Origin of the sequence: Aquimarina hainanensis (assembly GCF_042684685.1) — a bacterium.
GTDB classification, from domain to species: domain Bacteria; phylum Bacteroidota; class Bacteroidia; order Flavobacteriales; family Flavobacteriaceae; genus Aquimarina; species Aquimarina hainanensis.
Genome location: NZ_JBHULX010000027.1, coordinates 151,981 through 166,368, shown reverse-complemented (window position 1 = coordinate 166,368; position 14,388 = coordinate 151,981). Strand labels below are relative to the sequence as shown.

General features: G+C 36.7%; 4 protein-coding genes and 1 pseudogene. All 5 read right to left on the bottom strand.

Annotation, left to right across the window (positions count from 1 at the left end; all coding sequences use genetic code 11):
* Positions 1 to 6,299: pseudogene (locus ACFSTE_RS14110) on the bottom strand (hypothetical protein); the annotation flags it as partial.
* A gap of 1,131 nt (positions 6,300 to 7,430) precedes the next feature.
* Positions 7,431 to 8,261 carry a metallophosphoesterase family protein gene (locus ACFSTE_RS14105; protein WP_378258655.1) on the bottom strand — a complete coding sequence of 277 codons (831 nt, stop codon included), beginning with the start codon at positions 8,259 to 8,261 and terminating at the stop codon, positions 7,431 to 7,433.
* Positions 8,237 to 9,595: a sodium:solute symporter gene (locus tag ACFSTE_RS14100; protein ID WP_378258653.1), complete on the bottom strand. Its 1,359-nt coding sequence runs from the start codon at positions 9,593 to 9,595 to the stop codon at positions 8,237 to 8,239. The genes ACFSTE_RS14105 and ACFSTE_RS14100 overlap by 25 nt, the downstream gene beginning before the upstream one ends.
* 77 nt (positions 9,596 to 9,672) lie before the next feature.
* A complete protein-coding gene (locus ACFSTE_RS14095; RefSeq protein WP_378258651.1) occupies positions 9,673 to 11,100 on the bottom strand; it encodes a SusD/RagB family nutrient-binding outer membrane lipoprotein in 1,428 nt (475 codons plus the stop codon).
* A 12-nt stretch (positions 11,101 to 11,112) separates the two neighbouring features.
* Positions 11,113 to 14,331 carry a SusC/RagA family TonB-linked outer membrane protein gene (locus ACFSTE_RS14090; protein ID WP_378258649.1) on the bottom strand — a complete coding sequence of 1,073 codons (3,219 nt, stop codon included), beginning with the start codon at positions 14,329 to 14,331 and terminating at the stop codon, positions 11,113 to 11,115.
* Between the last annotated feature and the right edge of the window lie 57 nt (positions 14,332 to 14,388).

Here is a 14,388-nt window from a genome sequence, read left to right as displayed (position 1 = left end):
GTGTAGTTAATATTTCCTGTAGTACCATCCTCAAACTGGTCTAATAATCCATTTCCATTAGCATCAGTCCCTGTATTGTAATTTACTGTATCATTATTAGCTACTAACGTATTTCCTGCCTCGACACTATCACTACATCCATCGCCATCACTATCTAAATCCAAACTATTCGGAACTCCATCACCATCTGTATTTTCTTTACAAGTTGCTGAATACGTTAAAAAACCTTCTATTGTATGAATATAATAATCGTTATTACCTGCCGAATGAATATGGTTTAAGACAACCTTTAATTCAGGATTGTTATTGTCTACTGTAGAAGAGATAACAATTGGTCCAGATGCTAAGGCTGAAGCGAACTCTGTTCCTTGAGAAACCCCGTCTAAGAACACCTCTACATAATCGAGTGTATTCGTTCCAGACAATCTCCCAATTGTTATTGTCATATCTAATTGATCTCCCTTATTTGCTGTTATGGTTGTTGTCAGTTCTGCACTGAAATTGGCATCTCTATTAAGAACAATCCCTCTCGAATCAATAAAAGGGGATCCTGCATAATTTGTCAATGTATAGGGTCCATAAGAACCCGTTTCAGCAAAAGAGTGTGATATTAAAGGTACTGTATTTCCTCCTCCATAATCACATTCCATTTCATCTAATATTCCATCATTATCATCATCTATATCAATCAAATCCCCTACATTGTCACCATCAGTATCTAAACACCCATTGAACGAACTGTCTTTTGCTAAGCTATCATAGGATGAATTATAATTGATTGTTCCTGTAGTTCCATTTTCAAACTGATCTAATAATCCATTGCCATTAACATCTGCTCCGGTATTATAGTTTACCGTATCATTATTATTAACTAATGTATTCCCTGCTTCGACACTATCACTACAACTGTCTCCATCACTATCTAAATCCAAACTATTAATAAGTCCATCTCCATCTGTATTTTCTGCGTAACAAACATTGGTCACTAAACTAAACCCTTCGTCTCGTAAATCTGCAACTCCTGCTAAAGCCTCATGAGAGGCGGTTAATGCAAATGCTGAGGAAATCAAATTGGTAGTAAAGACTATCTTCCAGGTAGGGGGACTCGCATTTTCATATTCGGCTCCCTGAAATATCGCCTGTCCAGAATTTATGATCGTACCATCTGCTATGTCTAATTGATTATCCGGATCGATCACTACTGCTGTAACTGCAGGAGTCCAGGTTAATGTAATCGTTTGTTCATCATTATTATTCTCCGTATCTGTATTTCCTACTAAATCAGGTCCCCACTCAACAGATTCCAATAATCCTCCGGTTTGAGGGGTTATTTGTATCGTAGTTTCGTAATCTCCCAGATTCGTATCATCAACTATATAGTGCAATCCTCCTGCGACGGGTGCAATATTAGCTGCTACCAAAGCAGCACTCAGGTTCGAAAACTGAATATTGTAATCCGCAATTCCTGATCCATTGGTAAAAGTTCCTTCTATCTGCTGACTCCCGGCTGTAAGTACTGTATTCGTAACCGTAGCTTCTCCAACTCCACACGAAAGTTCTGTCGTATCCAGTACCCCATCATTATCATCATCTATATCAACTATATCAACTACTCCATCCCCATCTGTATCTAGGCAAGCATTCAAGGTGTTATCTATTGCCAGATAATATGAAGGAGTGTAGTTAATATTTCCTGTAGTACCATCCTCAAACTGGTCTAATAATCCATTTCCATTAGCATCAGTCCCTGTATTGTAATTTACTGTATCATTATTAGCTACCAATGTATTTCCTGCCTCGACACTATCACTACATCCATCGCCATCACTATCTAAATCTAAACTATTCGGAACTCCATCGCCATCTGTATTCGTAGTACATATTTCAGGGACCGTCCTTTTAAAAGCGACCCTATCTATGATGTAATCATCAGGTGAACTCCCTGTACCTGTACCTCTAAATAAAACATAATAATTTCCGGTTTGAGGTACTGTGAAATTTCCTGAGTAAGTAGCATAATTAGGAGATGCCGAATAAGAAGGTAATGTGTTAAATGCAGCTCTTTCTAGTGTACTAACTACTATATCTGTATCTGCATTGTATAAATCTACTACATATTCTGAGGCGGAGCCTACTCCTCTTGCCCCTAAGTCAAAAGAATATTGATAATTTTCCCCTCCATCTAATTGCTTTGAAAATTTCAAAACCACCCCTGAATTAAAAGAGTTTATCTCAAATAATGTATTTCTATTCCCTGTATCTGGATTTCCATCTCCTATTTCATCAAAAAGTCCTCCTGTTAATGTAGAGTTTTTATTTGTAGAAGAATAAGTATATACACTTCCTGTAGGAGTATCAAAATTAGATGTCGTGCTCGAAATATACCATTCTGTCGTTGGAATAGAATTTTCAGAAAAACTACCATACACTACCAAAGGTTGATTCAACCCAGGACATTCATCTTCATCTGGCACCCCATCATTATCATCATCTATATCTACAATATCAACAACCCCATCACCATCTGTATCTAAACATGCACTGACTTGATTACTTTTTGCATATTCCGTATAAGTAGAAGTATAATTTATAGTTCCTGTTGTACCATCTTCAAACTGATCTAGTAACCCATTGAGGTTGGCATCAATACCTGTATTATAATTAGAAATATCATTATTACTCACCAAAGTATTTCCTCCCTCAACACTATCACTACATCCATCTCCATCACTATCTAAATCCAAATAATCCGGAGTTGTATCTCCATCGATATCACAACTACTATCTGGTCTATACCAAATTCTAATAAAAATTGCATTTTGAGAGGATGAAACTCCAGAAGAAGCAGAAAATGAGGTAGTATATTCTGCTACTGTATTATATCCCAAATTATACGAAATACTCCCTGAATTAATTCCTGTAGTTACCCCTCCTATAGGGTTTTCTATACTATTGGTTGTAATATTTAATCCAGAAACAGAACCAATTACAGGTGTTTCTAAAATTCCATTTATTCCAAAGGACACTGTTTCTCCATCTACAAATAATGGATCATATCCCAAAATAGCTTCTCCAGCATATTGACTAAATGTAATTGTTACCTTATTATTTTCTCCGGGCACATTACCTACTGCTAAAAATGGACTTGTCGGTGTTCCTTCATTAACTAAATTAGAGTTAGGTGAACTTCCAGAATGCTCAAACTCTACAGTCATAGAAATCCCATTAAATTCTGGAATTCCTGTAGCGATTCCTAAATCGGCTATAGTTTGCCCTCCAACTGCGCTAATTCCTGCATCTGTAAGACCTATTTGCCCCCATAAAATCGCATAAGAAGTCCGAGGGCATTCTGTATCATCTAAAACCCCATCATTATCATCATCTATATCTGTGACATCAGGTATTCCGTCTGAATCTGTATCCATAAACGGAGAATTTATTATTGCATCTCTCCAATCTAAATCTCCTCCTACTGTAACATCATTATCTGCATCCGGGAAGTTATTGATCTGTGTCTCATCATAAATTCCATTACTATCTCCATATCCTGTTATTGCATCTGTAGCATCATCCAATCCATCACCATCTGTATCACTGCCTGCTAATGTAATTCCTGCCTCCGAAGTATCATTTCCTCCTTCATTATCTGAATCTAAATCTATGTAATCCGGTGTATCTGTTCCATCTGTGTTGGTTGGAGAAATACCTCCTGTATAAGCAGAATCCACCCCATTATTTGCTGGTCCCGCATCTCCATTAGGTCCTACATACCCTACAGAAGTCTGTGCTTCTATATTATCTGGTATTCCGTCATTATCACTATCTAAATCCAGATAATCTGCCAATCCATCTCCATCAGAATCTCTAGAAGCGCAAGTCTGTAAGGCTATCTCAATTAAATCTCCTCCTAACCCCTCATACCCTACTCCTTTCCATGAAAATGTTACAGATGTTACTGTCCCATTGATTCTTACCGATCCGGAAGCGGTTCCCTGATCAACTGCAGGTAATGTCTCTGTAGAATTTACTGTATGTATTATATTGGGCATTCTCTGAATAGTTGCGCCTCCAATCACCTGAAAATCATCGGATCCACTTAATCTGGATAAGGAGATTCCCGGAGTGGTAATAGTTAGGCTTAGAGAATTGGTATGTATTCCATCAACTCCTCCTAATTTATCTATATGCAAAACAGGGTTCGTTACAGCCTGATCAAAAGTAAACGTTAATGTTCCTGATCCCTGATCATCAGTGGGCAAATCAATATCTGTTCCTGATTCATTAGTTTGATCCCAATTTACATCATATACCAGAGAAGGAGCACCAGCAACATTTGGGGTCCAATAGTTCGTTGTATTTAATGTATTGTTTCCAAAAGGGAAAGGCACTGCTGGGGCTGTAAATGTAGATGTCGTGGTAATTGAAACACTCCCTGCAGTAGTTGTGTAAGTAGTTCCCGAACCTGACCAGATTCCGGTAGATACCTGAGTACATCTTCCTTCTTCTGTATCTAAAATTCCATCTCCATCTGAATCTAAATCAACACTATCATCTACCCCATCTCCATCTGTATCCAAACTGTACGTATGTCCGTCTCTATAGTCCACATCATCTGAAGGATAATCATTATCCGAATCTGGTAATGAAGAAGGTGTATTAATAGTACCATTAGGATCTGTATGATCACTTGTCGTATCGATTGCATTATCTAATCCATCACCATCTGTATCACTGCCTGCTAATGTAATTCCTGCTTCAATAGTATCGTTTGTTCCATCCCCATCACTGTCGGTATCCAAATAATCTGGTATTAAATCTCCATCCGAATCAATCACATTAATCCCTTCTCCATAAGAAGTATCCACTCCATTACTGGTATATGTTCCTCCAGGGGCTGTGTAGCTATAGGTAGTCTGCCCTTCTACATTATCAGGAATACCATCACCATCGGCATCTAGATCTTTATAATTAGGGACTCCATCCCCATCTAGATTATCACACGCCCTTAAAACAGTTATATCATCGATAAAATATAGATCGGAACCTCCTGTTCCTGTTATCGCTTCTATAGTAATTGTAGTAGAAGTTCCTAATGAGCTAATAACTATTTTTTGATTTGCACTGGTAGAAGCTCCATTTGTTGTCTGATACTCCTGAGCAGTTGTCTCATATACTAATTCTCCATCTATATAAATATTTAGTTTGGAACTGTTTCCATCAGTATAATTAGTGGCTAGGTCAAATGATAATAAATTCCCATCTCCTGCAGTAGTCGAAAATGTTTGAGAGATTGTTGAAACTGTTCCTGTCGTACTTATCTGAGCATCTGGATCTGCCCCTGCAAAAGAATTCCAGGCAAGATCACCTCCTTCAGTCCACGATGATAGTAAAGATGTAAAATCTCCATTCACAATTGCATCGGTTCCTGTTGGCTGGCATTCTATAGCATCCGGGATACCATCATTATCATCATCTAAATCTACATTATCTATGATGCCATCTTTATCTGTATCGATTGCTGCTCCTACCCGTATATTATCTATTTCATGTATGTTATTAAAACCTCCTGTACTTCCACTAATTCCCAATTTGAATGTTGCAGGAGCTGTTTGTCCTGAATTGATATTCGTAAAGATTTGTTGAAAACCATTTCCATCATTTAGGTTCAGCCATACATTGACTATTCCATCAATAATAGTCATCCTCACTCTTCTGCTATTCGCTCTGGTAACTCCATCTACCAAAGCTCCTCCTGGGAGAGTGGTATACCCTAAACACGGATAATTTGCCCCTTCTTCTCCTCTTATTGTAAATGTATCTGGTACAGTCCCTGCATATGTTGGATAATTTCCTCTACAGTCGTCTCCTCCCCCCACTGGTTCAAAGTTCCCAAATTCATCAATGCCTATTGCAATCCATCCTCCATCTACTCCATCAGTAACAGGTGACCCACACAATGAACAGTATCCATAACCTAATGGTCCTCCTGCTCCCCCAGTACTTGGAGCCGCAGTTCCATCAATTAAAAAGAAAGAAATTCCATCTGCCCCATCTCCTCCATAAGCTGCATAATCAAATTCGACAATTACATTGTCTGTCGAAGGAAATGCCACATTATAAATAGCAGTTCCTGACTGATTCCCTACAGCATCCGTTAATCGCAACCAGTTTGTATTTTGTGCAGCGGTTCCACTTAATACCCAATCGGCACTTAATGGACTGTCAAAATCCTCATCAATAAACGTCTGAGAATATGATATTGTCGTAAATAAAATCGCCAGAACAACAATATTTACCACCCTATATTTCAGTATTTTGTTATATATAAAGTGCCCTATGCTATGTAAAGTATTCCTGTTTATCATTGTTATTTCATTTTAGTGTGGGGTTACATTCATCTATAGAAAAAAGGAGCAAATCACTTTTATAAAAGGAGCTGAATCTATTGTTATCGTTTTTATTTTTCAACACAAAAAAATGTTTCCCAGAAGTAAATCAACCTTCTGAAAAACAAATGAAAACGCTTTAAATCTAAATAAATAAACTTCTCTTCTTTAGGGGGGGGCAAAATTGAAACAGAGGGAATTGCTATCGTAGTATTTGATAAATAATAGGTATCTTTAACACTTATTAATTTTGGGGTATTTAGCTCCTCATTCGCAGAGAAATTAATTTGAAGAGATGTAATATATTCATATATGTTGCTTGAAGGTACTATCCGAAAGCATATCCTCATAATGGTTGATTTAGTTATAAATTAATTATTATACACCCCCCTACAATTGTATGCTCGCCAAAGTCTTACTCTTGTAGGGTCTTTTTATACAGTAATATTTAAAACATATTCCTGTATTATATCAAGTACTATGAGATACTGCCAGGAATACAAACATATGTTTTCAGGAAAAAATTATACGCACTAAATATCTTTAACACCTTTCCTTTACTTCTAAAAATTTCTTTTTAGAGAACATCCTTTATCATTTATTTCAAAGCAGTTGAGAAGATTTAAATGTATTTTTTATCCATAAACAAGATTATTTGAACAATTTTATAATCATATATCACTTATATTTTATTCAAATAAATAATTCATTTTTTTTATTTAAATATACTAGGAAGAACATTTTCTGTTTTTAATGCTCTTATATATGGGGTATCTGTTGAAATTTATTTTCAACACTTAAAATTAACTACAAATATTTAAAAAAGGATACTTTAATCACTCCGAATAAATACGGAATAACCTTATAACTAGTGATTTACGACTGTAATAATGACTTTTCTGACAGAAAACCTTATTATATAGGGAAGACAAAATAAAATAGTATAAAGTCCTGACAAATGTATTTATAAAAAATAACAGGAACTATATTTCCTTTCTTAATTATTTCTAAAAGTATCAAAAACGTTTTTTATTCTTACTTATTTTAACCCTTTGTAAAGATTTTTTTTCCACGCAGCTTTTTTTCTCTTTCTGGTAAGATTTCCATATTATCCCAAAACCCTGTTTTCAAGGTATTAGCATACTCCATCGGCAAGTTTTGTTTTTTCATCTGCTGATATGCAAATTCGCTATCATATGTATATGATGTAAAAGAAAAAAAAGGGTCAATTTCTTTTTCTAAAATCACACACCAAACTCTGGGTAGTCCTTCATTAGCGGGCATTCCTATTACTCCCGGATTTATCCACAATTTTTCTTTCTTTTTTTGAAAGAAAGGCAACCCGGAATGTCCTGCAATGACCATATCTGCCTTACTTCTGCTAAAGGACTCTTCCTTCTTTTTCCAGGGAGTAGATTCAAAAATAAATTCTGAAATATAAGAGTAACTGCCATGAACTACGGTTGCTTTTCGATCAGCATATCTAAAAGAAATATAATTCGGTAATGTTCTTATCCATGTGATCGAATCTTCTGATAATTGGTTTTGTGCATACGGGTACCACTGTCTGGACAAATGGTCGCATTTAGATCCTTTTCTAAAATCACAGCCACAATCGATAGCACCACTTATTAATTGCTCTTCTACGTTTCCTAAAATACTATTCGCTCCCCATTCCCTGAAGCGTTTCACTACTTCTTCCGGCTGTGCGCAATACCCTATGATATCTCCAGTGCAAATACAGTTTCCGGGTGGAATGTTTTCTTTACCTGCCATTTCTATCAATTGTTCTAAAGCTTGTAAATTACTATAGACTCCTCCAAATAAAAGTACTTTTCCTGATAGAGTTCCTAACGCTTTTGTTTTTGTAGCCATATGGGTATAAAATAAACGATAAAGCAGCTTCCTATTCCCCAGATGTTACTCCATAAAAGAGCTGCATATTTTCCTTTTGTAAACACTAAACTATTGGGGAAAGCATCAAATACTAATAATAATCCAAAAAACAATCCGCAACAGAGCGAAAGATAAAAACTGCTTTTGGGAGCATCTTTTTTCCAAAGTAAAAAAACCGGAGAAAGACCGATAACCATGGTTCCACTAATCGTTGTGGCTGATAATATTTCTGCTCCAAAAAAAACAGGAATGGTTCCTAAAAGGGCAATCACAACCATGGTTAATCTTCCGAACCGAAGCCCTTCTCCTAATTTTAAATCAATCGTCATTAGTTTTGAAAAAGACGAAAAAGTAGAATCCAACGTAGAAGCTGCTGAAGTAATCATTATAAAATTAATCATCAATAGAATCACCAGACCAAAAGATTGACTCACAGCAACAGCTGCTTGCCCTTCCATTCCTTCATGTTGTGCATAAATACCTACAATACTAAAAAGGACGATACATCCTCCTCCTAGAATACTTGCCCAAAGAAAACTTTTTAATGTAGCTTTTGGAGAAGCTATAAATCCCCTGTCTGTTAATACCGGATCATGAAAGGGGTAGCTAAATGATTGTAATAGTGCTGCAATTAATAAATTTCCTCCCATCTCCATTGTCCATTCCCCTGAGTGTATCACAGTAGAAACAGAAAATTCTTCTACTCTGAAAATACTCCATAAAATTACTGCCAGTAGTATAGAAAAAAGGATCATCTGTATGGTATCAGTAAATATAGAACTACTCAAGCCTCCTTTTAAGGCATAACCCAGTGTTAAAAATGTAAAGACAACAATCGAGCTATAATACGGTAAGCTTCCTTCACTTCCAAAATAAGTACCAATCACCATGGTATTTGACCAAACTTCATTAAATAGCCGAATACTAATCAAAATCGAAAAGACATAAACGGCTCCCTTTCCAAAACTGGTTACTAAAAAGTGATGAATACTTGTGAAGCCTCCTTTTTTTCTCATTCTGTAAATGAGTATTCCTGCCACTGCAAAAGAGAGATAATAGGCCGCATAGGCAAGCCCCCCGAGCAGACCAAAACTCATTCCTAAATTTGCAGCATTCGTAATACTTTTTGCAAAAATCCATGAAATAATCAGACTTCCTGTTAGTTTCCACACAGAAGAAAACTCATCAGTATAAGTAGCCTTAAAAAATTGTGTTTTTGTTTTGGCAAATGGAGATAACCAAAAAAACAAAACACTAGATAGCAAAATTAAACCCCATTGCCATAAAGCGACTTCCTGCATAATCGTGAACATGTATTTACTAAAAACATCAAAGATACTAATTCATTGAATCGATATCTTTGATTTTAACTTTTAACAATTAATCTCTTTTATTGATCCCACCAAACTGGCATATTAATACTATTGCCATTCGTTGCTGTTGCTGCCATCTCATAATTCGCTGAGTTTAATGTTGCTTCTTCTGCCGGGTACGGCATTCTTACAGGAATCAAATTATTATTTAAGCTTGCTGCCACCGGCTTTAAAGCAGGATACCCGGTTCTTCTATACTCAATCCACCCTTCATATCCATTAACCATATTAGCTATCCATTTTTGGGTAATAATCTGTTCTACCCCTTTGGTCGGATCATATAATGCTTCTGATGATAAATATGTTACCGGCAGTGGCACATTCCAATAATCAAATGCCATTGTAACTCCAGATTCATATAGCGATTTTGCATCTGCATTAATCAGTCCTTTTTCTGCTGCTTCCGCCAAAAGAAAAGAGGTCTCCCAGGCTGTCATATAATTAGCAAACAACTCGCCTGTATTTTCTCTAAATACAGTTCCCGCAAATGAATAATCAGACACTGTTATTGGTGTTTGAGAAGCGTCAATACCATTAATCAAACCATGATACGATTCTTCTTCTGTATTCGATAATGGGCGAAACAATGTCTTGATTCTCGAGTCATTTAAGCCAGTTAAAACTTCTTCGATGGTTTCTGACATCACGAAATTATTAAAATCTCCTGCTCTAAGACGCGCTAATCTAAAATTATTAGGAGCTTCATCTGAAAAATTAAAAACCGCATTCTCTTCATTTATTTGGATAAAATTTCCTTCCGCAAAAATAGCTGCCAATTCACTCCCTACAGCTTCTTTTCCTGAAATACGCATCAATGCTTTAATTCGAAGAGAGTTTGCAAATTTCACCCAGTTATATAGCACTCCTTCATACAATACATCTCCTTCCAGTTTTATAGTCCCCTGATAGTTTGTAATCACTTCTATTCCTTTTCTCAGGTTATCCAAAATCCCGCCTTCATCCAGATATATACTTGATTGTTCATCATATCTAGGGGTAGTTATTCCCTGATCTCCTATAAAAGCTTCCGTATATGGAACATCTCCGTATAAATCTGTTAATGCCATGGTCATATATGCCTTAAAAATCAGCGCAGGTCCTTCATACACTGCCAGGGTTTCTTCTGTTTGGGACTTACGGAGAATAACTTCATTATCTCTAAGGTTGGTATACAGAATAGACCAGGGATTTCCTCCCAGTTGGGGAGAACTCAACGCATGCCTATCAAACAGGTTAAAGTCTATAGCAGTTAGATATTGTCCTAATAAATTCCCCGCTACAAATCCTTCATACGACATCTCTTCGCCATAGTTATAGATAACTTGTCGTAGCAATAAACTCGGATGAACATCAACAGGTGTATTGGGATTGGTATTAATTTCTTCAAAATCCTTGGTACACCCCAACAACAACATTCCAATAATGACACTATATATTATTTTCATTTTTTTCTTTTATTAAAAGTTAATTCCCAGCTTTATTCCAAAGCTCCTCGAGGTAGCATATGACATATCTTCCACTCCACTCACAAGTCCTTGTCCCTGTACTGCCAATTGCTCTGGATCGAAATGAGGGATTTCACTAATCGCAAATAGGTTTTTTCCAATCAACGATATATCCACGGTTGCTCCATCATCTAATACCTCAAAGGCTCCCTTTTTCATATCAAAAGAATATCCAATGGAAAACTGACGAAGTTTTAGATACGATGCATCGTATACGTTATTTTCTTCATGGTTCCTATCATAAAATTGTCTGTAGTAACTTTCGGGCGATACTGCAACGGTATTGGGCTGGTATACCGGATTTGCTTCTGTTCCTGTATTGATTACTCCCCTCGCTACAATCCCTGCTTCAGGTCTATAAGCAGTTTCTTCTAGCTGTCCCCCAACGCCAGCTAAAGATAGTGTTCTGGATACAATCTCTCCTCCTTGCCTCCAATCCAGAAGGAAACTCGCCCGCCAATTCTTGAAAGAAAATTCATTAGAAAGTCCAACCATAAAATCAGGGGTATAATTCCCTAATTTTTTGAGTGTATTATCCGCTATAAACCTTCCATCCGCTGTTAATACAAAATCTCCATCTTCATTTTTTAGATACCCTGTACCATAAAAATCTCCGATACGCCCTCCTTCTTCTGCTTGAAACCATACTGTCTGATCAGGGTTATCATACACTCTGGAATATGCTAAAGTAACTCGTCCTTCCTGCTGGGGCAATGAAACAACTTCTGATCTATTTTTACTAAAATTCAGGGTTGTGTTCCATTTAAAACTCTGCTTTTTTATTGGCGTTGCCCGAATGATCATTTCGACTCCCTGAGAACGGACCTTTCCCCCATTTACTACTTGCTGACTAAATCCTGATGAAATGGGAATAGGAAGCGAAATGATCTGATCTTTTGTAATGGAATTATAATATGTAAAATCAACTCCTAGGCGATCTTTTAAAAATCTGATATCTGTTCCTAGCTCATAAGAAGTGGTTTTTTCCGGAACTAAATTCGGATTGGGAATAAAATTTTGATTACTAAAAGTAGGTTGCGCATTTACAGTTGTTCCTGCTACAAAAGCTCCGGAAGTTTGATAGGGATCCGTATCATTTCCTACCTGAGCGATACTTGCTCTGATTTTAGCAAATGAAATAGTTTCTGGTAATGATACCAGATTACTCAATATCAAACTCGACGATATCGAAGGATAAAAAAATGAGGTGTTATCGGTAGAAAATGGAGTTGCCAGAGAACTGGACCAATCATTTCTTCCGGTTATATCAATATAAATCAAGTCTTCAAAACCTATTTTTATCAGACCATACAAACTATTAATTCGTTTTCTGGATTCAAAATCAAAACTTTCTATAGGAGCAGCAGCATTATTAAAGCTAAAAACGCCCGGTTGTGCTAGTTGTATTGTTTGCGTTTGTATTGTTTTTGCTTTTTGATCCAAGCGATTTCCTCCAAATGAAACATCTATATCAAACGTTCCTAACTTTCGAGTGTAATTTAGAAGAAAGTCTGTATTTACTTCTCTGTATGTAACATCATGTTCTGCATATGCTCCATTTCTAAATCTATTCGTACTGAAATTCCTCAAAAATCTTCGTTTTTCATTAGAGTAATCCATTCCTGACCGAAGCGTAATACTGAGATGTTTGGATAATTGTTGTTTTATAGCTATTGTCCCAAATACGCGATCTCTATTGAATGAATTTCTATTTTCAAATAGAATAAAATACGGATTATCAAAAAATGTATAATTAAAAGAATACTGTTGTATTCCTTCTAATCCAGGTTGCCAATATCTTCTCAGGCTATTAATATCCAGAGAACGCGGTCCCCAGGCTACCAAAGAATAATTTACATTTTCTGATCCATATCCATTGGATGGACGATTATCACTTTGGCTATTCATATAATTAACAGAAGCTGTTACTGTAGTTTTATCAGTAGGTAAAAAACGAAGTCTTGCCGCTAGCGTCTTTCGATCAAAATTCACCCCTGGTATAATCGACTCACTTTGTAAATCTGTAAACGACAATCGATAGTTCCCTGTCTCTGTTGCATTTGCAAAAGCAATATTATTAATCGTCGTTACTCCCGTTTCATAAAAATTCCGAAGATTATTCGGGTGTGCTACAAAAGGGGTAGCTGTTATTGGCAATCCCGTATAAAGGGAAGTATCTCCTCCTCTGACGACCGTACCATCTGGAAGGGTAACCGGGCTATCGAACTGAGGAATACGAATTCCCTGGTGTAAGGCTGGTCCCCAACTATAGGTAATATTATCATTGACTCCTCCTCCTAATCCATCTACATATTCAAACTGTCCTGAATTTCCTTGCCCATATTGGTTTTGAAACTTTGGCAACTGAAATGCAGAATCAATGAACAAACTACTAGTAAGACTGATGCCTATTCCTTTTTGTTTGCTTCCGTCTTTTGTATTAATAATCACAACTCCATTAGACGCTCTGGTTCCGTACAATGCGGCGGCGGAGGGACCTTTTAAAACTGATACTGAAGCAATATCGTCGGGATTAATATCCATAGCGCCATTTCCAAAATCAACTTCCTGAAATCCTGCAGCAGCCTCATTGGTGGTATTAAAAACCGTACTGTTGTTTATGGGGGTTCCATCTACTATGAAAAGAGGGTTATTATTAGAAAAGGACTGTTCTCCCCTAATGGTAATTTTAGAAGAAGATCCTACACCCGTCGCTCCTCCCGGAGTAATCGAAACTCCTGCCAATTTCCCTGCAAGATTATCCAAAAAGTTAACTGATTTTACATTTTCTATTTGAGTGGCACCAATCCGCTGTACCGCATATCCTAATTCTTTAGCTTCTCTTTTTTTATTTAGGGCTGTTACGACAACCTCCTCCAAACCTTCTGAATCTTCCTGCATGATCAGGTTTATCACTTTTTTGTTTTGGACTAAAACTTCTTGTTTTTTGTATCCCAAAGAAGAGAACAGCAAAACAGGGACTTTGGTTTTCAAGGTAATTCGATAGTTCCCTTCTTCATCAGAAATACTTCCATTACTGGTGTTTTTTTCTAAGATATTAGCATAAGGCAAAGGAGTTCCTGTTACAGTAGTTATTCTTCCTGTAACAGTCGTTTGGGCAAATCCCCATGTTGTAAAACACAGAAATGCTCCAATGATAAATTGTTTCATATATTGGAATAAGTAATGACTTTATTTTTTTGTTTTATCGGGTATACATTCCCACAA

Excerpts from the sequence above, each read along its gene's own strand:
- ACFSTE_RS14105 (WP_378258655.1), bottom strand. The coding sequence starts at position 8,261 with ATGGCTACAAAAACAAAAGCGTTAGGAACTCTATCAGGAAAAGTACTT.
- ACFSTE_RS14100 (WP_378258653.1), bottom strand. The coding sequence starts at position 9,595 with ATGTTCACGATTATGCAGGAAGTCGCTTTATGGCAATGGGGTTTAATT.
- ACFSTE_RS14095 (WP_378258651.1), bottom strand. The coding sequence starts at position 11,100 with ATGAAAATAATATATAGTGTCATTATTGGAATGTTGTTGTTGGGGTGT.
- ACFSTE_RS14090 (WP_378258649.1), bottom strand. The coding sequence starts at position 14,331 with ATGAAACAATTTATCATTGGAGCATTTCTGTGTTTTACAACATGGGGA.